We start from the raw sequence: 24,911 nt of genomic DNA on the forward strand, positions 1-24,911 counted from the left end.
CGTCTGCGCCTTACAAGGTCGCTCTCACAGTTGCCGGACAGTTGCCTGGCAGGTGTTCTTGTCCTACAACTCAAGTAGAGTGTGACCATAGAGAATTCCCGTAGCTGGCCGTCTGCCTTGCCGACCCCGCTGCACCAACCCCAATCGGCGCCGTTCGCCCACATGCAGAAAACCAGTGCAACGCTGCTGATCATCGATGACGACGACGTGGTCCGTGCAAGCCTCGCCGCCTATCTTGAAGACAGCGGTTTCAGCGTCCTCCAGGCCGGCAATGGCCAGCAGGGGCTTCAGGTCTTCGAAGAACACCAGCCCGACCTCGTGATCTGCGATCTGCGCATGCCGCAGATGGGCGGCCTCGAGCTGATTCGCCAGGTCAGCGAGCGCGCGCCGCAGTTACCGGTGATCGTGGTGTCCGGTGCCGGCGTCATGAGCGATGCGGTGGAAGCGTTGCGCCTGGGCGCGGCCGACTACCTGATCAAGCCGCTGGAAGACCTGGCCGTGCTCGAGCATTCGGTGCGCCGGGCGCTCGACCGTTCGCGCCTGGTGCTGGAAAACCAGCGCTACCGCGACAAGCTCGAAGCCGCCAACCGCGAGCTGGAGGCCAGCCTGCACTTGTTGCAGGAGGACCAGACAGCCGGTCGCCAGGTGCAGATGAACATGCTGCCGGAAAGCCCCTGGGTGGCCGGCGAGTTCGCCTTCGAGCACCAGATCATCCCGTCGCTGTACCTGTCGGGTGACTTTGCCGATTATTTCCGCGTGGACGAACGGCGCATCGCCTTCTACCTGGCCGATGTGTCCGGGCATGGCGCCTCGTCGGCGTTCGTCACCGTGCTGCTGAAGTTCATGACCACGCGCTTGTTGTTCGAATTCAAGCGCAGCGGCAAGATGCGCGAATTCAAACCTTCGCAGGTACTCAGCCACATCAACCGCGGGCTGATCAACTGCAAGCTGGGCAAGCACGTGACCATGGTCGGCGGGGTGATCGACGAGGACACCGGCCTGCTGACCTACGCCGTAGGCGGCCATCTGCCGTTGCCGGTGCTGCATACTCCTGAGCATACCCGTTACCTGGAAGGCCGCGGCCTGCCAGTGGGGTTGTTCGACGAGGCCAACTACCAGGACCTGGTGGTGGAACTGCCGCCGCGGTTCAGCCTCACGCTGATGTCCGATGGCATTCTGGACCTTTTGCCGGGTGACACGCTCAAAGATAAAGAAACCGCCCTGCCGGAAATCGTCAGGGCAGCAGGTGGCAGCCTGGATGGGCTGCGTCAACGTTTTGGATTGGCTACGCTTGGGGAGATGCCGGATGATATCGCCCTATTGGTGTTGAGCAGGAACCTTCAATGAGTACCGGTAGAATTCAGTTCGCCGAGCAGAGCGGTACCTTTGTACTGAAATTCGTCGGTGAAGTGCGTCTGACCCTGTGTTCGGCGCTGGATGCGACGATCGAGAAGATCTTCACCGCGTTGAACTTCTCGGCGATTGTCATCGACCTGACCGAAACCGAGAGCATCGACAGCACCACCCTGGGCCTGCTGGCCAAACTGTCGATCCTGTCGCGGCAGAAGGTAGGGCTGCTGCCGACCGTGGTCACTACCAATCCGGACATTTCCCGGTTGTTGCAGTCGATGGGCTTCGATCAGGTGTTCAACATCGTCGATCGTCCGATTCCATGCCCGGAGTGCCTGACCGACCTGCCATCGCAGGACCAGAATGAGGACGTGGTGCGCTCCAAGGTACTGGAGGCGCACAAGATCCTCATGGGCCTGAACGATTCCAACCGCGAAGCCTTCCATGACCTGGTCAGTGCGCTGGAGCGGACCTGATCGTCAGCCTGCGCCGGCGACTTAGCGGGTAAACCCGCTCCCACAGCTACCAGGTTGCCCGCTGGCTCACAGGGATTCGTGTGGGAGCGGGCGTGCCCGCGAAAGGGCGGGCACAGGCAACACGGTTACTATGCCTGGCTATGTTCTGCCAATAAACTCGGTCGCCTCACCCCCATCCGCATCCAGCTGGTAGACCCGTGCCGGCCGCCCCTGTTCATCGAAGAAAACCTGCCCCAGGCCCGCGCCATTCCACAACCGCTCGCCGGCCTTGCTATGGCTGGGCGTACGCGGCACCACCTCCATCTCGCGACGCTTGGTGAACCAGTTGAGCGGCGAGCGCGGCGCGTATAGCCAGCGGTTGAGCCGGTCGAGCACGTCGAGTAAACGCCGCGGGAATTCGTTCTTGATCCCGCTGCTGGTCACCTGCCACAAATGCGGGCTGCGCTGGCGGTGGCGGATCAGCACTTCATAGACGAACGAGTAATGCACGTCCCCGGACAACACTACGTAGTGCCCCGGGGTGCGGGAGTGGCGGAAGATGTTGAGGATGACCTGCGCCGCACCGCGATGGGCCATCCAGTTCTCGGCATCCACCAGCAGCGGGTAGCCCAACCAGCTGAATACCTTCTGCACCGTCTCGATCAGCTTCACGCCAAAGATCGGTGCAGGCGACACGATGATTGCCGACGGGTGGTCGAGCAGCGCGAGCTGCAGTTCGCTCAGCGCCTCCCAGTCCAGCAGGCCGGACGGCTTGGCCAGGCTGCTCTCGCTGCGCCAGCGGCGGGTGCGGGTGTCCAGCACCAGCAAGGGCGGGTTGCTGGGCAGGCTGAACTGCCAGCCCTGGAAGCGCAGCAGTTCCCCGATCAGCTCGTCCTGGGGCTGGCTGCCGAGCGCCTGGCATTGGCCGATCAGTGCCTGGCAAGCGTCCGGGTCGTTACCCCAGGCCTGGCACAGCAGGTAGCCGAGCAGGGCGTTGCCGATGATCCGCCGCGAGAAGGGGTGGCCATAGGCGGTTGCCTCCCATTGCGCCGACAGGTTCCAGTCGTCGGTGATGTCGTGGTCGTCGAAGATCATCAGGCAGGGCAGGTGGGCCATGACCCGTGCAACCTGGCCAAGCTTGTCGGCAAACGCCTGGATCAGCGGCAGCTCCTGCTGGTAGCGGGCCTGGCGCGGTGCGCTGAGCCCGCTGGGCATGTCCAGGTTCACCAGTTGCCAGGGCACGGGGGACCACACCAGCAGGTACATGGCCATGACCTCGGCGAAGGTCACCAGGTGGTTATCGGCGTTACTCGACGAGAAGATCGGCTTGCGCTTGCCGCCGAAAAAGCGCTCGCGCAGGGTTTCGTTGCGCGGCTGGGCCGGCAGCAGGTCGGCGCGGTGGTAGTAGCAGGCAGGGTGCCGGTACAGCGCCTGGCTGTCGGCGACTACCGCGCCATCGAGGGTTTCGTCGAACAGGCCCAGGCGCGCGATCAGAACATGGATGGCGCGTAGCATCGGGCCAGCCACATCGTCGGCGTACACCTGGTCGCCGGTCATCAGCAGCACGGCGGGGCGTTCTGCGGGTTTTTCGCAGGCCTGCAGCAGGCGGTCGGCGCACAGCAGGCCATCGGCGGCCGGGAAATGCGGCTTGCGACAGGAACCATGCAACAGGTGGTCGAGCCGATCGCGCAGTACCAGGCTTGGGCGCTGGGTGCCGGTGTAGAGCAAGTGTGGCGCCCAGTCGGCGATGCCCTGACCATTGATGAGCAGGTCATAGTCGAGCAGTTGGTTGCAGGGCAGTGGCTGGACGAAGTGGATATCCAGCAGGTGGATGAAGGCGTGCTGGCCCACCGCGACCACCTGGCAATCGACCCGGGCCTCGCTTGCCGGAAAGATGAATTCGGGTTGCAGTGGTTGCGTGGCGACCAGCCAGATGGCCAGGCGCTGGGGTTCCAGGCGGCGCAGTACCGGGCCGGCGAGTACGAGGGGCAATGGGGTAGGGGAGGTCATCGACAGCTCGGGGGCTATGCGGGCCCTTTCGCGGGCACGCCCGCTCCCATAGGTATGGCGGCGCTTTCAAGCACTGTGGAGATCCCTGTGGGAGCGGGCGTGCCCGCGAAGAGGTCCGAGAAACAAATACACAACTATGACTCGGTAAAACAAAACGGGCGAAAAATGCTGAACACTTCCCGCCCGTCAGGCAAACCCGAAATGTATCAGGCCTTTTCAGCCATCAACTTCTCCAGCTTCTCCTGGTCCCGCGCGAACTGGCGAATACCCTCGGCCAGTTTCTCGGTACCCATGGCATCCTCGTTCATCGCCCAGCGGAACTGGCTTTCGTTCAGCTGCTGCTTGGCCTCGCCGGCCTTGCCCGGTTGCAGTACCCGTGGCAGATCGCCCTGGTCTTCGCTCAGTTGCTGCAGCAGCTCGGGGCTGATGGTCAGGCGGTCGCAGCCGGCCAGTTGCTCGATCTGGCCGATATTGCGGAAGCTGGCACCCATGACCACGGTGTCGTAGCCATTGGCCTTGTAGTAGTTGTAGATGCGCGTGACCGACTGCACGCCTGGGTCCTCGGCGCCGACGTAGTCCTGGCCGGTGCTTTTCTTGTACCAGTCGTAGATACGCCCCACGAAGGGTGAAATCAGGAACACCCCGGCATCGGCGCAGGCCTGGGCCTGGGCGAATGAGAACAGCAGGGTAAGGTTGGTCTGGATGCCTTCCTTCTCCAGCTTCTCGGCGGCGCGGATGCCTTCCCAGGTAGAAGCCAGCTTGATCAGCACGCGGTTGCGGCCCACGCCGGCGGCCTCGTACAGTTCGATCAGCTTGCGGGCTTTTGCCAGCAGGGCTGGCTCATCGAACGACAGGCGGGCATCCACCTCGGTGGAAATTCGCCCGGGGATGACCTTGAGGATGCCCGAACCCACGGCCACCGCGAAGCGGTCGCAGGCCAGGTCGACATCGCCCTTGGCGTCGGCTTTCACCTGCTTGAGCAGGTCGGCATAACCAGGGATGGCAGCGGCTTTGAGCAACAGCGACGGGTTGGTGGTGGCATCGACCGGTTTCAGCCGGGTGATGGCGTCCAGGTCCCCGGTGTCGGCGACCACGGTGGTGAACTGCTTGAGTTGTTCCAGCTTGGAGGTCATGGGCGTGCTCTGTCCTGTGCAATGACTCGACATTACCCGAGCCCCGACGGCCGCTCAAGGGCCTGGGCACGGGCTTGCCCGGAAGGGCTGTGTGAAAGGTGAAGATTCGAGTCGCAAGCTGGCCTGAGGTTCCGCAGCGGGTTGCCTGACGGCAGATCTACTGGCTGGCGTAAGTGTCTTGCTCGGGATCCACAGGTTGCACACTCTTTGTGGCAGTGGGTATGCCCGCGAACATGGGCTCGGCCGATGGCAACCATCGCGGCGCCTGCATCGCGGATAAATCCGCTCCTACAGTTATAGTCGTACTTGTAGGAGCGGCTTCAGCCGCGATCACCGGCGAAGCCGGTGCCAGCCACACGCCACCTGCTTCAGGGGTAAATTGCTCAGCGCCCCTGCAGCAGCTCCACCGCCTGGTCGAACACCGCCAGCGGCTCCGCCGCCTTGTGGATGTCCGCCGACAGCAACTGACGGAACCTTCGGGCGCCTTTGAACCCTTGGGCCAACCCCAGGATGTGCCGGGTAACGTGATGCATGGCCCCACCCGCCTGCATGTGCGCGACGATATAAGGGCGCAACTGCGCCAGCGCCTCACTACGGCTGACCACCGGCGCTTCGCTGCCAAACAGCTGCTGGTCCACCTCGGCCAGCAAGTAGGGGTTATGGTACGCCTCGCGCCCGAGCATCACGCCGTCGAAGGTCTGCAGGTGCGCCTGGCATTCGGCCAGGGTCTTGATGCCGCCATTGAGCACGATCTCCAGGTCCGGGAAGTCCGCCTTCAACTGCGCTGCCACGTCATAGCGCAGCGGCGGGATCTCACGGTTTTCCTTCGGCGACAACCCTTCCAGGATCGCGATCCGCGCATGCACGGTAAAACTGCGGCAACCGGCCTCGCGCACCTGGCCGACGAAGTCGCACAACTCGGCGTAGCTGTCACGGCCATTGATACCGATGCGGTGCTTGACCGTCACCGGAGTCGACACGGCATCGCGCATGGCCTTCACGCAATCGGCCACCAGCGCCGGGTGGGCCATCAGGCAGGCGCCGATCATGTTGTTCTGCACCCGGTCGCTGGGGCAACCGACGTTGAGGTTGACCTCGTCGTAGCCGGCTTCTTCGGCCAGGCGGGCACACGCGGCCAAGTCGGCTGGCACGCTGCCGCCCAGTTGCAGGGCCAACGGGTGCTCGGAGGCATCGTGGCGGAGGAATCGGTGGGCGTCGTTGTGCAGCAGGGCGCCGGTGGTGACCATTTCGGTGTAGAGCAGGGTTTGCCTGGAAAGCAGGCGCAGGAAGAACCGGCAGTGGCGGTCGGTCCAGTCCATCATGGGGGCAACGCTGAAGCGACGGGAGGGCTCAGGGCGCATGGTTTCTGGCTTAGAGCCTGATTTTGCGGTCATTTCGTTCAACGTGTTCTGTACCGATTTTCGGGGGTTTTGGGGCATTTATACAAAGCGCTTGGTACATGTACCAAGCGAATCAGGACGTGTACCAATTCTCATGGCAACGTTTAGACCCCGCAAGAAGGCCGACGGCACCATCAGCTACACAGCTCAGATCCGCATCAACCGCGATAAGGTGACAGTCTACCAATAGAGCCAGATGTTCGCCCGCAAACACGTGAGCGAGGTCGGCGGCCAACGTTGGAGAAACTCGATGAGGTGCTGGAGCACTTCTTCGAGATGCTGCAGCGGCGACCGAGCGTAATCCAGATGCCTAAAGTGATCGCGTTCGCGATCTCTGCGCTACCCGTTGTCGATTGGCGTAGCGCGGGTATGGTTCCAGCATGCCAGTCGACGCTCCGTTCCACTCCCTTATACGGTTACATTCGAGATGCGATTCACTTTGTTGACTATAAAGTCAACTGCGCAAGAAGTTGCGCAGTTGAATGTGGATAAGTATGTGGATAGTTCCTCGCAGGCCTTAGCAGCTGCCATGTACAGCCAACTGCGCAACTTTTTGCCAGTACTGCGCAAAAAGTTGCGCAACTTTTGGATAGCAGGTAGCTGAAAAACTATCCAAATGAGTGTGTAGCATTTTTAAACTATTGATTTAAAAGGATAAAAAATACCTGGCACGGGGCTTGTATAAGGAGATGTCCCCCGCCTGGCAATTTCCTGCCACCGGGCGACTTTCTCAAGCATGGAGAGCATCACTCATGGCAACTCCCGCCTACATGGCCGTCACCGGCGAAAAACAAGGCCTGATCACCGCTGGCGCGTTCACCGCCGACTCGGTAGGCAACACCTACCAGGAAGGTCACGAAGACCAGGTCATGGTCCAGGGCTTCGAACACGAAGTGATCATCCCGCGTGATCCACAGTCCGGCCAGCCGACGGGTCAGCGCGTGCACAAGCCGGTGAAGATCACCAAGGTCTTCGACAAGGCTTCGCCGCTGCTGCTGGCCGCCCTGACCTCGGGCGAGCGCATGACCAAGGTCGAGATCAAGTGGTACCGCACCTCGGCCCAGGGCACCCAGGAGCACTACTACACCACCGTCCTGGAAGACGCGATCATCGTCGACATCAAGGACTACATGCACAACTGCCAGGACCCGGCCAACGCCCACTTCACCCACCTGGAAGACGTGTATTTCACCTACCGCAAGATCACCTGGACCCACGAAGTGTCCGGTACTTCCGGTTCTGACGACTGGCGCGCACCGGTCGCCGGCTAAGGCTCGGGGTCTCTGGGTGATCGACGCCAGCGTTGCATCGCCCATGAGATCGAGCGCCGCCCGCGCGGCGCATCGCGGATGAATCCGCTCCTGCATCGGTTGCAACGTGCCGCACCTGTGAGGCCCTGGTTGCCTGCCTGATCGGCCCGACGCGATGTTTCGGCTGGCGCCGCCGCCCGCCTGCCTGCAGGAGTGGATTCATCCGCGATGCGCCGCGTGAGCGGCGCGCTACCTCGAGGTCGTTTCACTCCCCAGGAAAGAGGGACAAGGATGTTTGCCGCCGCAAACCAGACCCATTTCAGCCTGCACATCGACGGCCTGGAGCACGATTTCCAGGTCCTCGCCTTCGACGGCAAGGAAGCCATCAGCCAGCCCTACGCCATCGACCTGGAGCTGGTCAGCGAACGTCCCTCGCTGGACCTGGAGAGCCTGCTGCACAAGCCCGCGTTCCTTCAGTTGGGCGACGCCGGACGCGGCCTGCATGGGCTGATCTACCGCGCCGCGCAAGGCGAGGCGGGCAAGCGCCTGACCCGCTACCAGGTGACCCTGCGCCCGCAGCTGGCCTACCTGGCCCACCGTATCAACCAGCGCATGTTCCAGCACATGAACGTGCCGAAGATCATCGCCCAGGTGCTGGAAGAGCATGGCATCCTCGCCAACGCCTACCAGTTCCAGCTGGGCGCCGTTTACCCGGACCGCGAGTACTGCGTGCAGTACGACGAGTCCAACCTGCAATTCATCCAGCGGTTGTGTGAAGAAGAGGGCATCCACTACCACTTCCGCCACAGCGCCGAAGGCCACCAGCTGGTGTTCGGCGACGACCAGACGGTGTTCCCCAAGCTGGCGCCGGTGGCCTACCAGCAGGATGCCGGGCTGGTCGCCGACACGCCGATGATCAAGCGCTTCGGCCTGCGCGTGGAAACCCGCACCAGCAGCGTCACCCGCCGCGACTACGACTTCAAGAAGCCGCTGATCCAGCTCGAGGGCGAGTCGGTCAGCCACGCCGAGCCCGAGCTCGAAGACTACGACTACCCCGGGCGCTTCCTTGACCGCGCCCGGGGCAAGCACCTGGCCACCCGCGCCCTGGAGCGCCACCGCAGCGACTTTCGCCTGGCCGAGGGCCGCAGCGACCAGCCGCTGCTGGCCAGTGGGCACTTCCTGCCGCTGACCGCGCACCTGAATGCAGCCTGGAACGACCTGTGGTTGCTCACCGAAGTACGCCACCAGGGCCGCCAGCCGCAGGTGCTGGAAGAAGCCATCACCAGCGACGTCGACCCGCGTTTCGACGGGTTCCAGCAGGGCTACCGCAACTTCTTCAGCGCCACCCCCTGGGAAGCGGTCTACCGTCCGCCGCTGAACCACCCGAAGCCACGCATCCTCGGCACCCAGCGCGCCGTGGTCAGCGGCCCCGAGGGTGAGGAGATCTATTGCGACGAATATGGCCGGGTCAAGGTGCAGTTCTTCTGGGACCGCGAAGGTCAGGCCGACGACAAGTCCAGCATCTGGATGCGTGTGGCCTCCGGCTGGGCCGGGCAGGGCATTGCCAGCCTGCAGCTGCCACGGGTGGGCATGGAAGTGCTGGTCAGCTTCCTCGAAGGCGACCCCGACCAGCCGCTGATCACCGGCTGCCTGTACCACGGCGTGAACATGCCGCACTACAAGCTGCCCGAGCTGAAGACCCTGGCCACCATCAAGAGCAAGGAATACAAGGGCAGCCGCAACAACGAACTGCGCATCGACGACACCACCAGCGAGATCAGCATCGCCCTGCGCAGCGACCACGGCGCCAGTGCCCTGAACCTCGGCTACCTGACCCACCCACGGCCGAGCGGCGGCGCGCCACGGGGTGAGGGCTTCGAGCTGCGCACTGATCGCCACGGCGCCGTGCGCGCCGCCGGCGGCCTGCTGCTCACCACCGAACCGCGCCCGAACGAAGCCCGGCACCACAAGGACCTGCCCGAAACCGCCGAACGCCTGGCCACTGCCAGCGAGCAGCAGGACAGCCTGGCGGAACTGGCCAAGCAGATGCAGGCCCAGGAACCGGGCGACCAGGATCAGGTTGCCAAGGACTTGCACGCCCAGCACCTGGGCATCCTCGGCAGTGGTCCGGTCAACCAGAGCGCCAACGAGTTCCCCGAGTTCGTCCAGCCTCACCTGGTGCTGTCGAGCCCGGCCGGCATCGCCCTGACCACGCCTGGCCCGAACCACATCACCAGCGGCAGCCACTTGGCGCTGAGCAGCACCGGGCATACCAGCCTGTCGATCGGCAAGCGCCTGTTGGCCAGTGCCAGCCAGGGCATGCGCCTGTTCGTGCAGAGCCTGGGCTGGAAACTGGTGTCGGCCTCCGGCGACATCGACATCCGCGCCCTGAAAGACAACATCAACCTGCTGGCCAAGCTCGACATCACCGCCAACGCCGAGCGCATCGTGCTCACCGCCAAGACCGAGCTGGTGATCCAGGGCGGCGGCAGCGCCACCACCTACAACGCCGGCGGCATCACCCACGTCACCAGCGGCAACTACACCGCCCATGCCGCGAAGTTTGCGCACATCGGCGCCGCCAGCAAGGCCGGCACCTTCCCCGAACCGCCGAAACCCGGCAAGGGCGACCTGGAGCTGCTGTACCAGTACGCCAACAGCAAGGGTGTGAAGACCGGCGACTACGACGTGCTCGACGCGCTGGGCAAGTCGATCAAGGGCACGCTCGACGGCAACGGTTTCAACCAGGCCAGCGGCGCTGCCGCCGGCCCGCTGTGGGTCGACTTCGGTCTCGACCCGGCCGACACCTGGGCCGAGGGCAGCCACTTCGGCCCCGGTAGCTGGCCGGCGAAGACCGATTTCAACGATATCGCCCCGGGCCAGCAGGCCGTGGTGGGTGAGGTGCTGAGCGCCGGCAAAGGCGAGGACGGGCTGCTGGGCAAGGGCCTGGCACTGACACAGCAAGGCATGGACAAGGGCAAGGGACTGATGCAGAACGCGATGGCACAAGGTAAATCGATGGCCCAGGGCCTGATGGGCCCGGGCGGCAACAGCCTGCTGGAACAGGGCAAGGCCCTGGCCGGCACCGGCATGCAACTGGCGAAAAGCGGCCAGGCCGCACTGCACAAGGCGCAACAGGTCAATGCCGCCGTCGGCGGCGACACCGGCGCCATGGCCCAGCTGGCCAGCAACGTGGTGCCCGGCGCTGCGCCCACGCTCAAGGCCGCCAGCGCCCTCAAGCAACTGCCGAGCCTGCCCAAGCTCAGCGCCCCGGCTAACCCGGCCAAGCTGAACCATGAGGTGCTGGCATGACCGACGCCAAACAACGCGAACCCCAGGTCGCCGTCGCCCCGCTCAACACCATCGACGCCAAGGACGTCGGCCGTGGCGCCGCCGCCTTCGACGCCTGGCTGCAGTCGGTCAGCGGCGGCTACGTCACCCTCGAACGGATCAAGACCGTGGCCGGCGCCTTGCCGGTGGTGGGCAACATCATGGCCCTGGTCGATGCCCTGGGCGACGTGGTGACGCTGGTCAAGAGCAAGAACCGCCAGCTGCTCGACTGGGTCAGCCTGGGCATCAACCTGATCGGCGTGCTGCCGGCACCGCCGACCATGGCCGCGGCGCGCATGAGCCTGCGCCCGACCCTGTTCCTGGTGCGCCAGGAGCTGCGCAACAGCGCCAAGATGCTGCTGGGCGATTCGCTGATCCAGGTACTGATCGGCCACCTCAACGCGACCATCGCCGGCACCATCGACGACTTCGTGGCCAAGGCGCAGCCGAAGATCGCCGGCATCCTGGCCGACGCCGGCGCGTTGGGCATAAAGATGACCAGCGAGATCGCCACCGGGCTGGAGAAGGTCGCCCTGGGCCAGCTGGACGCCAAGGGTGACCTGTCGAAGGCGGGCAAACAGGTGTCCGCCGCCGCCGACAAGCTGCTCAACGACCCGAAGGCGGCGTTCAGCAACATCTTCGGTGCCGTGCACAACGCCTACAAGGCCGCCGGCAAGGGGCTGGCCAACAGCGCCACGAGCAAACTGCTGCCGGACCAGATCAAGACCAAGGTGCTGGCCAACACCGGGCAACTGCGCGCGCTGGGGCCGGAGATGGCGCGGCAGTTGAACAAGCTGGCGGACCCGGGCACGCAGATGAGCATCGGCTGGATGCTGAATGTGCTGAGCGGGGCGGTGAAGGGCTTTCGCAAGCGCAACAGGAACGGGCAGCCGGGGGTGAGCAAGCCGGGGACCGTGACGCAGGTGCAGCGGGAGAAGGGCAAGGGTGAGTTGGCGGTTAGTGGCTCGCAGACCAAGGCGGAAGGCACGGCCAGCCCCAAGCGCAAGCCATGCCCTCCCGAACCCAAGGCACGTACAGGCCACAGCATCAGTTTCTCGCTGGGCTCCGAATTCATCCTGCATACCGATTTCAGTCTGCCCGGCCCGTTCCCCATCGAATGGGAACGGACCTATCACTCGCGCTTGAGCGAATACGATGAAGGTACCCTCGGCGCACGCTGGGTCACCGAGTTCACCACGCGTATAGACGTGGTGGGCAAGGGGCTGGTGTTCCATGACCACGACGGTCGTAGCCACGCGTTCGAACTGCCGAAAGTGGAGCAGTCGCAGTTCAATGCCATCGAGGATCTACTGCTGGTTCGCAGCCGCGAAAACGAACTGGTGGTCTGCCGCGGCTTCGAGCGCAAGGAATATTACCTGCGCGTGGGTGATCGGTATTACCTGCAGAAGATCACGCTCGCCAGTGGCGCCGGCTGCATGCTGCATTACGAGCACCGCCACAATGGCCGGCCGGTGCTCTCGGACGTCGTCACCTATCAGGATGACCCGAGCCAGATCCACCGCCACCTCGGCACCTTGATCGATGACCGCGGCCATATCACCGGCCTGTGGGAAATGCGTGACGGTCAACCACTGCGCCAGCTGTGTGCCTACCACTACGATGATCAGGGTGACCTGGTCGCCGCCCAGGACGAGCATGGCGCGGCTTGGCATTATCAATACCAGAACCACTTGGTGACCCGTTACACCGACCGCACCGGTCGCGGCATGAACCTGCAGTGGGACGGCAGCGCCTTCGACGCCAAGGCCACTCGTGAATGGGCCGATGACGGCAGTTACGACACCCGCCTGGAATGGGACGAGAACATTCGCCTGACCTACGTCACCGACGCCCACGGCCAGGAGACCTGGTACTACTACGACATCCTCGGCCACCTGTACCGCGTGCGCTATCCGGATGAGCGCTCGGAGTGGATCTTCCGTGACGAGCGCAAGAATGTGGTGCGCCATGTGCACGCCGACGGCAGCGAAGACCGTTACGACTACGACGAGCAAGGCAGCGTCATCCGTCATATCCGGGCTGACCACAGTCAGGTCCACATCGCCTATGACGACCGTCGTCACCCGATCAAGATCCGCGATGCCGAAGGTGGCCTGTGGCTGCGTGACTACGACAAGAAAGGCAACCTGGTCAAGACCACCGACCCGCTGGGCAACAAGACCGAGTTCGCCTACACGCCTTCCGGGCTGGTCAAGGCGATCAAGGATGCCAACGGCAACGAGAAGAAGCTGGCCTACAACGCAGCGGATCAACTGGTCGCATACACCGACTGTTCGGGCAAGACCAGTCAATGGGAATACGACGACTTCGGCCAGCTGGTGCAGTTCACCGATGCGGCGGGCAACAAGACGGTCTACCAATACAAGGCCGGCCAGCTGGCAAAAGTCATTCACCCGGACGCCACCGAAGAGCGCTTCGAGCGCGATGCCGAAGGCCGCCTGCTGGCCCATGCCGATGCGCTGGACCGCTGCACCACCTGGGCCTACAACAGCGCGGGCCTGCTTGCCGAGCGGGTGGATGCCAATGAACACACGCTGCGTTATCGCTGGGACAAACTCGGCCGCCTGATCGGCCTGGAGAACGAGAACGAGAGCAAGGCCGACTTCCTCTACGACCCGGTCGGGCGGTTGCTGCAGGAGCAAGGCTTCGACGGGTTGGTGACGCGTTACCAGTACGATGCTGATACGGGCCGGCTGGCAAGTACCCAGGTCGGCCAGCGCCGCATCGACATCACCTTCGACCCGGTGGGCCGGCTCGCTTCTCGCGTGGCCAGCCTGGGTGACCAGCGCCAGGAAGAGACCTTCGCCTACGACGGTAACGGCAACCTGATCCAGGCGATCAACGCGGCCAGCAAGCTGCAATGGTTCCATGACGAGGCGGGCAACCTGACCCGCGAGCACCAGTACTACCTCGGCACCGAGGTGCCGATGGTCGCGGTGTGGCAGCACGAGTACGACGGCCTCAACAACCGTATCGCGACCGTTCGCCCCGATGGCCACAAGGTCAGCGTGCTCACCTACGGCAGCGGCCACGTGCTGGGCATGACCCTCGACCAGCATGAACTGCTGGCCTACGAGCGCGATGACCTGCACCGCGAAGTGGTCCGGCATCAGGGCAACCAGCTGATGCAGGCCCAGAGCTGGGACCCGGCTGGCCGCCTGCAAGAGCAGTTGCTGGGTAGCCACGACGGCAAGTCCACGTTGCTCAAGCGCCAGTACCAGTACGACGCCGTGGGTCAGCTGACCGATATCCACGACACCCGTCGTGGCCACCTGGCCTATCGGTACGATCCGGTTGGCCGCCTGCTGCAAGCCACCAGTCGCCTGGGTGTCGAGACCTTCGCCTTCGACCCTGCCGGTAACCTGCTGGACGACAAGGCCCAGGCGCTGAATCGCCCGCTGGAAAGCGACCCGCGGCGCAACAAGCTGATGGACAACCTGCTGCGTGAATACGCCGGGACCCACTACCAGTACGACGAACGCGGCAACCTGATCCATCGCCTGCACAACGGCGAAAAGGCGCGCCTCAGCTGGGACCTGTTCGACCGTTTGGTGCGCTTCGACGATGACAAGCTCAGCGTGGTGTACAGCTACGACGCGCTGGGCCGCCGTCTGCACAAGCACTCCACCGCGCACCACCAGGATGATCCGCGGGCGGGTAGCGGTTGGAACCAGATGCAGCGGGCCAAGCGCCAGCGCGAACTGGGTTGTGGTTACACCTTGTATGGCTGGGATGGCGATAACCTGGCTTGGGAAAGCTCACCGCCGCAGGGTGAGGGCGAGACCGGGCGCACCGTGCATTACCTGTATGAGCCGGGCAGCTTCGTGCCGGTGGTCCAGGCACAACGAAACAGCCCGATCCGCCTGCTGCGCCAGCCAGACTGGAGCGACCGGGAATACGATTTTGATCAGGACCCGCTGTGGCACACCGAGGTCAAGCCGCAGGCATTCGATGCGATTCTCTGGTACCAGTGTGACCACCTTGGTACGCCGATGGAGCTCACCGACCACAATGGCGAAGTGGCGTGGACGGCGCAGTACAAGGCGTGGGGTGAGGTCAAGGAAACCCGCTCGGAATGGGCCAAGCAAGTCGGCCTGACCAACCCGATTTGCTTCCAAGGCCAGTACCACGACCATGAGACGGGGCTGCATTACAACCGGTATCGGTACTATGATCCGAGGGTTGGGCGGTTTGTGAGTCAGGACCCGATCAGCTACACCGGTGGCTTGAACCTGTTTGCCTATGCGCCAAACCCTGTCGAGTGGATTGACCCCCTCGGTCTTTCCATGTGCTTCTTAGACAACCCTAAGAAGAAAGTGAATAGTGCAGAGGTAGGAGATATCGTCAGGACGCCATCAACTCATCCTGAAGACTTTGTGAAGCTCAGAGGGGGGGACTATAAAAATAGTAAGACGAATGAAATATGGAGCAAAAGTGATACGTCTCATAGCGACAAACAAGGCGAGTGGAAGGTTGGTATAGGAAAATCTGAGCCAGAACGAAAGAGAAAAATAACAGTAGGGATGAGTGATGCAAAAGTTATCAAAATTGAAAAATAGCTTTTCGTTAAGCGATATCAACTTCGGTGGATTAAGTGCTTCGGTTAATTGGGTAGGGTATTTTGAAAAGAAACATGGTTTCTCGCTTTCGCTGGTAGATGAGGCTGTTTCACTGTTTGAGGGCTTTTTTGGGTCAAGCAATGAAAGGGTTGTGATTCTTACGGCGCTTTCGTTCGACGACGAAAGAGAGAAAGATAAGGAAGTAATCAGAAGGTATCGGCATATTTATGAGAAAATGAAATCTAGGCGATTGCTTTTGCCTATGACTAACGAGTATGAAAGTTTTAGGTTTGGGGAAGCCCCCTTGGCCGCAAGCTCTCTGAGCTTAAGTCTTGATTATGCAGACTTCATTGATCTTTCAAGGTTGATGATGTGTTATTCGGGTGTAATTGGATATCAGTGTTTCTATATTGATCCATCTTTAAGTGTTGCAATTTATCCTCATGACGATGTGGGTTATGGTTGTATTGCCTTGAATGGAAATGAGACAGTGTGTCGTGAATTTCTGATACATTGCTCAGAGAGTGATAGCTTTAAAGTTGTCCTGGATTAGTTTCTGTGCGAAAAGAGATGTCGCAAACACTGCATGAAACAATGCCGGTGAGATTTTGGTCATATAGCTTTTCGCACGTTTGTCGAAGCGTGTCACGATACGGTGACTTCCTTTCAGGCCGCCAAACATGGCTCGATGATGTTGCGTTGCCGGTACTTGGATTTATAAAGCAGCTTGGGTAAGCCAGGCTTGGGTTTGCGCTTGCTACTACTGGGGCAAGCAATTCCTCTGCTGGAGGGGACTGGGTGAAGCTTTCTGTAGAACTCATCCTCAATGGCGGAAACGAATTAAGCCTGTAGGAGCAGCGCATATTGTGGTGGTGTGGGGGAAAGGAAATACTCTAGCGCCAATTCTTTAATGTGCCTGTTAGGCATGGCTGTATAACCTGAACTTTCACGGTTGTGGTTGGTCTGCCGAGTGAATCGATACGTTTCTGAAACTTTTAGGTTGGGACGGGTTAAGTGAAGAAGACATTCCTTGGTCTGCTGAAGGCCGCTTAACTGCACACATCTGCTACCCCACCCGGTAGCCCGAGCAGGGTGGATTAGGGGGAGTGGCATAGTCTAACCATTTGCCAAGCATGGACGACTGATGGGCAGTCCGCAAACGCCTCAACCCCCCAACCTATTTCAGCGGAACGTAAACATCCGTCTCCCACTGCTCCACTGGTGTATCCGGATACACGCTCAAGTAATGAAAGAACAGCGGATGGTCACGCAGCTCTTCATTACTCGACGGCAACCAGTCCCGATACAGCGGATAGATCGTCTCACCGATATAGTCCGGCGAGCCACGATGGCGAACCACCGCACAGCGCCCCGCCGGTAGGGTCAGCTCATGCACGCCAAAATCATTGGGCAACAAGGCCCCGTCTATCTCGCCGCAAATCGCGAAGCGAAAATCCTGCGCCGGGGTGGTGTCCGGGTTGTCGTACGGAATGCCGAAGGTGCGGCTGCTGGCCACCGGTGACTGGCCACTCTGCAGACGCCACTGGCGAAAACGCGCGACGCTGTCGCCGAGGCTGGTCGGCGCGCCGCGGTGTTCGAGCGCGGCCACACGGGTTTTGGCAAAGTCCACGATACGTATTTGCACGGTAATACTCCTGGATAGCTGGGGAACATCGAATACCGCATTCCAGGTGTACCAGTTCGGGGCCTTGGCGAACGCGCTCGGCGTCATGCCGAAGGCCCGCCGGAACGCCCTGGCAAAGGCCTCGGGGCTTTCGAACCCGGCCGCCGACGCGGCCTCCAGTACCGAAGCGGCAGGCGAGGCGGCCAGCTGATGGGCCGCGCGCCGCAGCCGCATCAGTTGCACATAGCGCGAGACCGGCACGCCCATATACGCCGAAAACTGCCGATGAAAGTGGAACGCCGAAAAATGGGCGATCCGGCTCAAGGCGGCTACCGACAGGTCACCCTCAAGATGGCGGTCGATATAGGCAAGCACGGCCTCGAACCGTTTGGCATAAGCATGGCCGTACGGTTGGTCAGTCAACGCAGGATGTCTCCGGGAAGTGCGGTGGGTGCTAGCATCCGCCGTTTCGCCAACATCGTGCCTAGCCGTGGTTGCTCTTTTTTAACACCCTCGGGAGTTCACAATGCGCCGATGCGATCCAGCTCTTTTTGCAAGCCGTCGCGATCCAGCGAGGCAAACGGCAAGCTGAAGAATGCTTCGCAGCGCTTGCGGATATGCCCCAGGGTAGCGCGGAAGGCCGCGTCGATCAGCGTTTCGTCACCCTGGATCTCGGACGGGTCCTCCAGCCCCCAATGGGCTTTCAGTGCGGTGCCGAAGTACACCGGGCAGGCTTCGCCGGCAGCCTTGTCGCAGACGGTGATGACAATGTCCGGCGGGTTGCCTGCGAAGGCATCGTTGCCCTTGCTGCTGAGGCCCTCGGTGGGGATGCCGGCCTGTTGCAGGGTAGTGAGGCTGCGCGGCAGCACCTGCCCCTTGGGGAAGCTGCCGGCGCTGATTGCCTCGAACCCTGCAGGCGCCATATGGTTGAACAGCGCTTCGGAAAGGATGCTGCGGCAACTGTTGGCGGTGCACATGAACAGAACTCGCATGGAAGACTCCTCGCGCGGGGGTGGATATCAGAGGCTCAGGCGCAATGCCAGCGCCGACAGGGTGAACAGCAGCACGGGCAGGGTCAGCAAAATGCCGACCTTGAAGTAATACCCCCAGGTGATACGCACGCCCTTGCGTTCCAGCACATGCAACCACAGCAGCGTGGCGAGGCTGCCGATCGGGGTGATCTTCGGCCCCAGGTCACAGCCGATCACGTTGGCGTAGACCATGGCTTCGCGCACCAGCCCCTCGGCGCCACTGCCCTGGATCGACAGGGCGCCGACCAGCACGCTGGGCATGTTGTTCATCACCGATGACAGCAGCGCCGACAGCAGGCCGGTGCCGATGGCCGCGCCCCATACGCCCTGCTCGGCAAAGCGCTCGAGCAGATGGCTGAGGAAGTCGGTCAGGCCAGCGTTCTTCAGGCCGTAGACCACCAGGTACATGCCAAGGGAAAAGATCACCACCTGCCACGGCGCTTCGCGCAGCACGCGGCGGGTGGAGATCCGGTGGCCGCGGGCGGCGACCGCGAACAGCAACGCCGCGCACACGGCCGCGACCGCGCTGATCGGGATACCGAGCGGCTCCAAGGCGAACAGGCCGACCAGCAAGACCAGCAGCGTCCACCAGCCCACCACGAACGTCGCCTGGTCGCGAATCGCCGCGCGCGGCACCTGCAAGGCCTCGACGGCGTACTGCTTCGGCAGGTCGCGACGGAAGTACAGGAACAGCACCAGCAAGGTGGCGGCCACGCTCGCCAGGTTCACTGGCACCATCACCGAGGCGTACTCGGCGAACCCCAGCCCGAAATAATCGGCGGACACGATGTTCACCAGGTTGGACACCACCAGCGGCAGGCTGGCGGTGTCGGCGATGAACCCTGCCGCCATGACGAATGCCAGCGTGGCTGCCGGCGAGAAGCGCAAGGCCATCAGCATCGACATGACGATGGGGGTGAGGATCAGTGCCGCGCCATCGTTGGCGAACAGCGCCGATACCGCAGCGCCCAGCAATACGCAGAAGGCGAACAAGCGGTAGCCGCTGCCCCTGGCCCAGCGCGCCACATGCAGCGCCGCCCACTCGAAGAAACCGGCCTCGTCCAGCAGCAGGCTGATGATGATCACGGCGATGAAGGTGGCGGTGGCATTCCAGACGATCGCCCACACGGTCGGGATGTCGCCCAGCGACACCGCGCCGGCCGCCAGCGCGATCAGCGCGCCGAGCGCGGCGCTCCAGCCGACGCCAAGGCCCTTGGGTTGCCAGATGACCAGGATGAGGGTGAACAGAAAAACGCTGAGTGCGACTAGCATGGCAGGCTCGAAAAAAGTGGTTCAGCAGCAGGCGCTGGTGCGGACAGGGCGACCGTCCATGTTCTGCAGGCGCTCAGTGTTGGCTTGCAGCCATTGGGCATTGGCTTTCAGGGTCAGCTGCAGCAGCTCGATGGCCCAGTCGGGCAGGGCCGGGTTGAGGCGGTAATACACCCATTGGCCTTGGCGGCGGTCCAGCAGCAAGCCACTGCTGCGCAACTGCGCCAGGTGCCGGCTGATCTTCGGCTGGCTGTCGCCCAGGGCGCACATCAGCTCGCACACGCAGAGCTCGCCGAGGCTGGCGATCAGCAGGGTGGCACGTGCGCGGGTTTCATCGGCCAGGCTTTTGAAGAGTTCTGGGGGACTGATCATGCTGGGGCTCGTTACATATGGATAGGCGAATATACGAATTTCCATATGCTATGAGCAAGTACCGCATAGCCAGCGAGGCAGACGGCTTGCCAGCACGACACCAGCGTCATGAAAGCAAGCGGGCTTGACTCGTGAAATTTTTGCTGTATTTTTTCATGAAAAATAACGCTAAAAATTTCACGGCAGTCCGAATCGATGAAGATGCACGAAGAGGTTGAAGCCCTCGCGATCCTTATTCACGACCTGCGCAAATTCAAGAACCTGACCCTGGGCGAACTGGCCGCGCGCATCAACCGCTCGGTGGGCTTCCTGTCCCAGGTCGAGCGTGGGGTTTCGCGCCCGAGCGTGGCCGACCTCACCGCTATCAGCGAAGCGCTCGGCGTATCCACCGCGTACTTCTACAACCTGAGCAAGCCCCGTGGCATCAGCTGGGTCACGCGCCCTCACGAACGGCGCACGTTGTACCTGGAATCGGGCATCACCGATGTATTGGCTTCGCCGAGCATCACCGGAGCCTTTGCCATGCTCGACAGCCATCTCGAGCCAGGTGCCTGCAGTGGCGAGCCGTACCTGACCGACCGTTCCGAGCAGGGCTGTTTCGTGCTCGAAGGCGAACTCACGGTGTGGCTGGACGACGGCGACGCCGTGACCCTGCAGGCCAACGACTGCTTCCAGCTGCAACCCCACGCGCAATTCCGTTACGCCAACCTGACGGAAACTACCACCCGTGTGCTCTGGGTCTTCAACTGAATTCGTTCACCTCACAAGGACAAGAAGATGAGTGTCATCTTTCCGGATCTGCTGACAGAAGTGCGCGCGTTCCGCGCCAAGTACCCAGAAATACGTTATGTCGACCTGATTGCGCTGGATATCCCCGGGCACTTCTACGGCAAGCGCTACCCCATGGACATGCTGGAGAAGGTGGCCGCCGGCACGCCGTTGAAACTGCCGCAGAACTGCGTGTTGCTGGGCACCCAGGGTGGCCTGTACCCGATCGGTGACTACTGCTTCGCCGATGGCGACCCGGATGCCGTCCGGCGCCTGGTGCCGGGTACCCTGAAGCCGGTGCGTTGGGAGCAGCAAGTGATCGGCCAGATGCTGATCACCTCCGATGGCACCGCCCAGCCGATCGAATTCGAGCCCCGTGAGGTGCTGGCCCGCGTGCTGCAGCGCCTGGCCAGGCGTGGCATCCATCCGGTGGTCGCCTTCGAGCTGGAGTTCTACCTGTTCGACCGCCAGCTGGCCAACGGCCTGCCGCAATACCCGCGCGACACGGCAAGCGGCGACCCGGACGACCAGCCGAACATGCACATCGAGCGGCTGTCGCGCTTTGCCTCGGTGCTGCACGAGATGGTCGACGTTGCCAACGAGCAAGGCGTGCCGGCGAACGTGATCACTGCCGAGCTGGGCCCGGGCCAGTTCGAGATCAACTTCTCCCACAGCGACGATGCCCTGAGCGCAGCCGACTGGTCGGCACTGTTCTGCCGCAGCACGCGTGGTGTGGCGATGAAACATGGCTATCGGGCCAGCTTCATGAGCAAGCCGTACCTGGACGCGCCGGGTAGCGGCATGCATGTGCACGTCAGCCTGTACGACGGCGCCGGCAACAACATCCTGGCGGGCGCCGAGCAGCGCAAGCTGCGCCACGCCGTGGCAGGCTGCCTGGAGCTGCTGCCGCACTGCATGCCGATCTTCGCCCCCAACCACAATGCCTACCGCCGCTACGGCGCGATGGTCAATGCGGCGAGCAAGGCCAGCTGGGGTTTCGAAGATCGCGATGCGTGCATTCGCATCCCCGAGTCCGACCCGCGCAACCTGCGCATCGAACACCGCCTGGCCGGCGCCGACGCCAACCCGTACCTGGTGCTGGCGGCCATTCTGACCGGCATGGAGCATGGCCTGGAGCGGGGCCTTGAGCCCATCGCCCCGCTGAACGACAACCGCCAGAGCGGCATCGATTTCCCCAAGGAGGCGTTCAGTGCCCTGGCCGCCATGCGCCACCACCCGGTGGTCAACCAAGGCCTGGGCAGTGAGTTCGTGATGGTCTATTGCGAAAACAAGTACCAGGAGCAACAGGACTTCATGCGCCACATCGATGCCCGCGAATACCGCTGGTTCCTGTAGCGACCTGGGCTCCCCCGAGCCCTCTCTTTCTAGCGTTGCAATACAACGCGCAACATGGATTTGCCGGAGGAAGATATGCCACGTGTGCCCGTGATCGGCATTACTGCATGCACCCGCGTGATCGAGCAGCATGCCACCCAGACCATCAGTGAGAAGTACGCACGCGCGGCGGCCCAGGCGGCGTGCGGGTTGCCGATCGTGATTCCCAGTCTCGCCGAGCTGATGGACAGCGCCGATATCCTCGACGTGGTGGATGGGCTGATTTTCACTGGTTCGCCGTCCAACATCGAACCGTTCCACTATCACGGCCCGGCCAGTGCTGCCGGCACTCACCATGATCCGCTGCGGGATGCCACCACCTTGCCGCTGATGCGTGCGGCCATTGCTGCTGGTGTGCCGGTGCTCGGCATCTGCCGCGGCTTCCAGGAAATGAACGTGGCGCTGGGCGGCAGCCTGCACCAGAACGTTCACGAGACCGGGCTGTTCATGGACCACCGCGAAGGCAAGGGCGAGCCCATCGAGCAGCAGTATGGCCCGCGCCACGCGCTGCATATCGAACCCGGCGGCATGCTCGAGCGCATGGGGTTGCCGGCGCTCATCGAGGTCAACTCCATCCACGGCCAGGGCATCGATGTGCTGGCTCCCGGGCTGCGGGTGGAAGCGCTGGCACCCGATGGCCTGGTCGAAGCGATATCGGTGGAGCATAGCAAGGGGTTTGCCCTGGCCGTGCAATGGCACCCGGAGTTCCAGGTCATGGACAACCCGCACTACCTGACCATCTTCCAGACCTTCGGCAAGGCCTGCCGGCAACGTTCGGTACTGCGCCAGAAGCTGATGCTGTCCGCCTGAACACCACCGTTCGCAACTTACAAAAATACGGCGCGGCCCGGCTGCGCAAGCAGATGGAGTGAAAGCAATGAGTGAACAGAACCCCCAAACCCTGGCCTGGCAGGCGATGAGCCGCGACCATCACCTGGCGCCGTTCAGCGATGTGAAGCAACTGGCCGAGAAGGGCCCGCGCATCATCACCTCGGCCAAGGGTGTGTACCTGTGGGACAGCGAAGGCAACCAGATACTCGATGGCATGGCCGGCCTGTGGTGCGTGGCGGTCGGCTATGGCCGTGATGAGCTGGCCGAAGTCGCCAGCCGGCAGATGAAGCAGTTGCCGTATTACAACCTGTTCTTCCAGACCGCACACCCGCCAGCGCTGGAACTGGCCAAGGCGATCGCCGATGTCGCCCCAGCCGGTATGAACCACGTGTTCTTCACCGGCTCCGGCTCTGAAGGCAACGACACCGTGCTGCGCATGGTCCGTCATTACTGGGCGATCAAGGGCCAGAAGCAGAAGAAGGTGATCATTGGCCGCATCAACGGCTACCACGGCTCCACCGTGGCCGGCGCAGGCCTGGGGGGCATGAGCGGCATGCACCAGCAGGGTGGGCTGATCCCGGATATCGTGCATATCCCGCAGCCGTACTGGTATGGCGAAGGCGGCGACATGACCGAGGCCGAGTTTGGCGTGTGGGCGGCCGAGCAGCTGGAGAAGAAGATTCTCGAGGTTGGCGTCGACAACGTCGCTGCCTTCATCGCCGAACCGATCCAGGGCGCCGGTGGCGTGATCATTCCGCCGCAGACCTACTGGCCGAAGGTCAAGGAGATCCTGGCCCGGTACGACATCCTGTTCGTCGCCGACGAGGTGATCTGCGGTTTCGGCCGAACCGGTGAGTGGTTCGGCAGCGACTATTACGGCCTCAAGCCCGACCTGATGACCATCGCCAAGGGCCTCACCTCCGGCTACATCCCCATGGGCGGTGTGATCGTGCGTGATGAAGTGGCCAAGGTGATCAGCGAAGGCGGCGACTTCAACCACGGCTTCACCTATTCCGGCCACCCGGTGGCGGCCGCGGTGGCCCTGGAGAACCTGCGCATCCTGCGCGATGAGCAGATCATCGAGCAGGTGCGCAAGCAGACCGCGCCTTACCTGCAGCAGCGCTTGCGCGAGCTGGCCGACCACCCGCTGGTGGGCGAGGTGCGCGGCCTGGGCATGCTCGGTGCGATCGAGCTGGTGCAGGACAAGGCCACCCGCGCCCGTTACCAGGGCAAAGGGGTCGGCATGATCTGTCGCCAGCACTGCTTCGACAATGGCCTGATCATGCGTGCCGTCGGCGCTACCATGATCATCGCGCCACCGCTGGTGATCAGCATCGCGGAAATCGACGAACTGGTGGAAAAGGCCCGCAAGTGCCTGGACCTGACGTACGAGGCTGTTCGTTAAGCGCCAGTCAGTGTCATCCGGGGCCGCAAGGCGGCCCCTATCTGCCCACGTGACACCTTGCTTTGTGCAATGAATCCTGTACTTTTCAGGGCATCAATTTCCCTGTCCGATAGTCGCGATTCAACATGAAAGTGCACGAAGAGATCGAAGGCCTGGCCGTACTGATTCGCGACCTGCGCAAGTTCAAGGGCCTGACCCTGGGCGAACTGGCCCAGCGCATTGGTCGTTCGGTGGGTTTTCTTTCCCAGGTCGAGCGCGGCGTCTCGCGGCCAACCGTGGCCGACCTCACGGCCATCAGCGAAGAACTCGGTGTCTCCACCGCCTATTTCTACAAGCTGGACAAGCCGCGCGAACTCGACTGGGTCACCCGGCCACACGAGCGCCGTACGCTTCATCTGGCCGGCGGCATCACCGATGTGCTGGCATCGCCCACCATATCGGGGGCGTTCTCCATGCTCGACAGCCACCTGGAGCCGGGCGCCAGCAGCGGCGAGGAGTACCTCGACGACAGCTCGGAACAGGGCTGCTTCGTGCTCGAAGGCGAACTGACCGTCTGGCTGGATGGCGGCGAGCCGGTAACGCTGCGCGCCAGTGACAGCTTTCAGCTGCAACCGCATGCCAGTTTTCGTTACGCCAACCTGACCGACAAGCCCACCCGGGTGCTCTGGGTGTTCAGCTGAATCAACAGCACTCAAGGCTGGTTATTTA

Annotated in this window: 18 protein-coding genes and 2 pseudogenes; 12 read left to right on the forward strand and 8 right to left on the reverse strand. The window is 62.5% G+C overall.

The genetic code is table 11. The features are described from left to right. Nucleotides 1-162: 162 nt before the first annotated feature. Together rssB and rssC are read left to right on the forward strand one after the other, a co-directional pair. The gene (gene rssB / locus HG549_RS08685) at nt 163-1,347 is read left to right on the forward strand and encodes a two-component system response regulator RssB (protein WP_170029115.1); all 1,185 of its coding nucleotides are present in this window, start codon (nt 163-165) and stop codon (nt 1,345-1,347) included. Next, nucleotides 1,344-1,826 carry an anti-sigma factor antagonist RssC gene (gene rssC, locus HG549_RS08690; RefSeq protein ID WP_051098867.1) on the forward strand — a complete coding sequence of 161 codons (483 nt, stop codon included), beginning with the start codon at nt 1,344-1,346 and terminating at the stop codon, nt 1,824-1,826. The genes rssB and rssC overlap by 4 nt, the downstream gene beginning before the upstream one ends. A gap of 138 nt (nt 1,827-1,964) precedes the next feature. Here the strand turns inward: rssC and HG549_RS08695 are convergent, their stop codons facing one another. The 3 genes from HG549_RS08695 to dusA form a co-directional block, all read right to left on the reverse strand. Beyond that, entirely contained in the window at nt 1,965-3,815 is a 1,851-nt protein-coding gene (locus tag HG549_RS08695; protein WP_170029116.1) for an alkaline phosphatase D family protein, read from the reverse strand. 206 nt (nt 3,816-4,021) lie between these two features. Next, nucleotides 4,022-4,948 (reverse strand): transaldolase, encoded by a 927-nt coding sequence (gene tal, locus HG549_RS08700; protein ID WP_170029117.1) that lies wholly within the window; start codon nt 4,946-4,948, stop codon nt 4,022-4,024. Nucleotides 4,949-5,331: 383 nt separating this feature from the next. Next, entirely contained in the window at nt 5,332-6,309 is a 978-nt protein-coding gene (gene dusA / locus HG549_RS08705; RefSeq protein WP_170029118.1) for a tRNA dihydrouridine(20/20a) synthase DusA, read from the reverse strand. 246 nt (nt 6,310-6,555) lie between these two features. On the opposite strand from dusA, the pseudogene HG549_RS26245 reads away from it, so the two are divergent. From HG549_RS26245 to HG549_RS08725, 5 genes and pseudogenes are all read left to right on the forward strand, one after another. After that, a pseudogene (locus HG549_RS26245) lies at nt 6,556-6,681 on the forward strand (site-specific integrase); the annotation flags it as partial. Nucleotides 6,682-7,100: 419 nt separating this feature from the next. Next, nucleotides 7,101-7,619, forward strand: a complete 519-nt coding sequence (locus HG549_RS08710; protein WP_011531920.1) for an Hcp family type VI secretion system effector — start codon at nt 7,101-7,103, stop codon at nt 7,617-7,619. 270 nt (nt 7,620-7,889) lie between these two features. Continuing rightward, the gene (locus HG549_RS08715) at nt 7,890-10,910 is read left to right on the forward strand and encodes a type VI secretion system tip protein VgrG (protein WP_170028025.1); all 3,021 of its coding nucleotides are present in this window, start codon (nt 7,890-7,892) and stop codon (nt 10,908-10,910) included. Continuing rightward, entirely contained in the window at nt 10,907-15,508 is a 4,602-nt protein-coding gene (locus tag HG549_RS08720) for an RHS repeat-associated core domain-containing protein (protein ID WP_256666087.1), read from the forward strand. Before HG549_RS08715 ends, HG549_RS08720 begins: the two co-directional genes overlap by 4 nt. Next, complete coding sequence (locus HG549_RS08725; protein WP_170029119.1) at nt 15,480-16,061, forward strand: hypothetical protein; 582 nt, start codon at nt 15,480-15,482, stop codon at nt 16,059-16,061. Before HG549_RS08720 ends, HG549_RS08725 begins: the two co-directional genes overlap by 29 nt. Here HG549_RS08725 and HG549_RS26250 read toward each other — a convergent pair. From HG549_RS26250 to HG549_RS08745, 5 genes and pseudogenes are all read right to left on the reverse strand, one after another. After that, nucleotides 16,058-16,264 (reverse strand): annotated as a pseudogene (locus tag HG549_RS26250) (IS5/IS1182 family transposase); the annotation flags it as partial. The gene HG549_RS08725 and the pseudogene HG549_RS26250 overlap by 4 nt on opposite strands. A 421-nt stretch (nt 16,265-16,685) precedes the next feature. Then, nucleotides 16,686-17,555, reverse strand: a complete 870-nt coding sequence (locus HG549_RS08730) for a GyrI-like domain-containing protein (protein WP_170029120.1) — start codon at nt 17,553-17,555, stop codon at nt 16,686-16,688. Between the two features lie 98 nt (nt 17,556-17,653). Next, entirely contained in the window at nt 17,654-18,124 is a 471-nt protein-coding gene (locus tag HG549_RS08735; protein WP_170029121.1) for an arsenate reductase ArsC, read from the reverse strand. 27 nt (nt 18,125-18,151) lie between these two features. Next, nucleotides 18,152-19,435, reverse strand: coding sequence for an arsenic transporter (locus HG549_RS08740; RefSeq protein ID WP_170029122.1), 1,284 nt, complete (start codon nt 19,433-19,435; stop codon nt 18,152-18,154). 21 nt (nt 19,436-19,456) lie between these two features. Next, nucleotides 19,457-19,804, reverse strand: coding sequence for a metalloregulator ArsR/SmtB family transcription factor (locus HG549_RS08745; RefSeq protein WP_170029123.1), 348 nt, complete (start codon nt 19,802-19,804; stop codon nt 19,457-19,459). 195 nt (nt 19,805-19,999) lie between these two features. Here HG549_RS08745 and HG549_RS08755 point away from each other — a divergent pair, with 195 nt between their 5' ends. From HG549_RS08755 to HG549_RS08775, 5 genes are all read left to right on the forward strand, one after another. Further along, on the forward strand, nt 20,000-20,554 hold the full coding sequence (locus HG549_RS08755; RefSeq protein ID WP_170029124.1) for a helix-turn-helix domain-containing protein: 555 nt from the start codon (nt 20,000-20,002) through the stop codon (nt 20,552-20,554). A gap of 27 nt (nt 20,555-20,581) precedes the next feature. Then, complete coding sequence (locus HG549_RS08760; protein WP_170029125.1) at nt 20,582-21,928, forward strand: glutamine synthetase family protein; 1,347 nt, start codon at nt 20,582-20,584, stop codon at nt 21,926-21,928. Between the two features lie 75 nt (nt 21,929-22,003). Beyond that, a complete protein-coding gene (locus HG549_RS08765; RefSeq protein WP_170029126.1) occupies nt 22,004-22,777 on the forward strand; it encodes a gamma-glutamyl-gamma-aminobutyrate hydrolase family protein in 774 nt (257 codons plus the stop codon). Between the two features lie 67 nt (nt 22,778-22,844). Further along, nucleotides 22,845-24,203, forward strand: coding sequence for an aspartate aminotransferase family protein (locus HG549_RS08770; protein ID WP_170029127.1), 1,359 nt, complete (start codon nt 22,845-22,847; stop codon nt 24,201-24,203). Nucleotides 24,204-24,328: 125 nt separating this feature from the next. Continuing rightward, a complete protein-coding gene (locus HG549_RS08775) occupies nt 24,329-24,883 on the forward strand; it encodes a helix-turn-helix domain-containing protein (protein ID WP_170029128.1) in 555 nt (184 codons plus the stop codon). The last annotated feature ends 28 nt before the right edge of the window (nt 24,884-24,911 follow it).

This window comes from Pseudomonas sp. SK (assembly GCF_012975065.1).
GTDB classification, from domain to species: Bacteria; Pseudomonadota; Gammaproteobacteria; order Pseudomonadales; family Pseudomonadaceae; genus Aquipseudomonas; species Aquipseudomonas anuradhapurensis.

Coding starts and splice junctions, on each gene's coding strand:
- rssB (WP_170029115.1), top strand. CDS start 163: ATGCAGAAAACCAGTGCAACGCTGCTGATCATCGATGACGACGACGTG.
- rssC (WP_051098867.1), top strand. CDS start 1,344: ATGAGTACCGGTAGAATTCAGTTCGCCGAGCAGAGCGGTACCTTTGTA.
- HG549_RS08695 (WP_170029116.1), bottom strand. CDS start 3,815: ATGACCTCCCCTACCCCATTGCCCCTCGTACTCGCCGGCCCGGTACTG.
- tal (WP_170029117.1), bottom strand. CDS start 4,948: ATGACCTCCAAGCTGGAACAACTCAAGCAGTTCACCACCGTGGTCGCC.
- dusA (WP_170029118.1), bottom strand. CDS start 6,309: ATGCGCCCTGAGCCCTCCCGTCGCTTCAGCGTTGCCCCCATGATGGAC.
- HG549_RS08710 (WP_011531920.1), top strand. CDS start 7,101: ATGGCAACTCCCGCCTACATGGCCGTCACCGGCGAAAAACAAGGCCTG.
- HG549_RS08715 (WP_170028025.1), top strand. CDS start 7,890: ATGTTTGCCGCCGCAAACCAGACCCATTTCAGCCTGCACATCGACGGC.
- HG549_RS08720 (WP_256666087.1), top strand. CDS start 10,907: ATGACCGACGCCAAACAACGCGAACCCCAGGTCGCCGTCGCCCCGCTC.
- HG549_RS08725 (WP_170029119.1), top strand. CDS start 15,480: ATGCAAAAGTTATCAAAATTGAAAAATAGCTTTTCGTTAAGCGATATC.
- HG549_RS08735 (WP_170029121.1), bottom strand. CDS start 18,124: ATGCGAGTTCTGTTCATGTGCACCGCCAACAGTTGCCGCAGCATCCTT.
- HG549_RS08740 (WP_170029122.1), bottom strand. CDS start 19,435: ATGCTAGTCGCACTCAGCGTTTTTCTGTTCACCCTCATCCTGGTCATC.
- HG549_RS08745 (WP_170029123.1), bottom strand. CDS start 19,804: ATGATCAGTCCCCCAGAACTCTTCAAAAGCCTGGCCGATGAAACCCGC.
- HG549_RS08755 (WP_170029124.1), top strand. CDS start 20,000: ATGAAGATGCACGAAGAGGTTGAAGCCCTCGCGATCCTTATTCACGAC.
- HG549_RS08760 (WP_170029125.1), top strand. CDS start 20,582: ATGAGTGTCATCTTTCCGGATCTGCTGACAGAAGTGCGCGCGTTCCGC.
- HG549_RS08765 (WP_170029126.1), top strand. CDS start 22,004: ATGCCACGTGTGCCCGTGATCGGCATTACTGCATGCACCCGCGTGATC.
- HG549_RS08770 (WP_170029127.1), top strand. CDS start 22,845: ATGAGTGAACAGAACCCCCAAACCCTGGCCTGGCAGGCGATGAGCCGC.
- HG549_RS08775 (WP_170029128.1), top strand. CDS start 24,329: ATGAAAGTGCACGAAGAGATCGAAGGCCTGGCCGTACTGATTCGCGAC.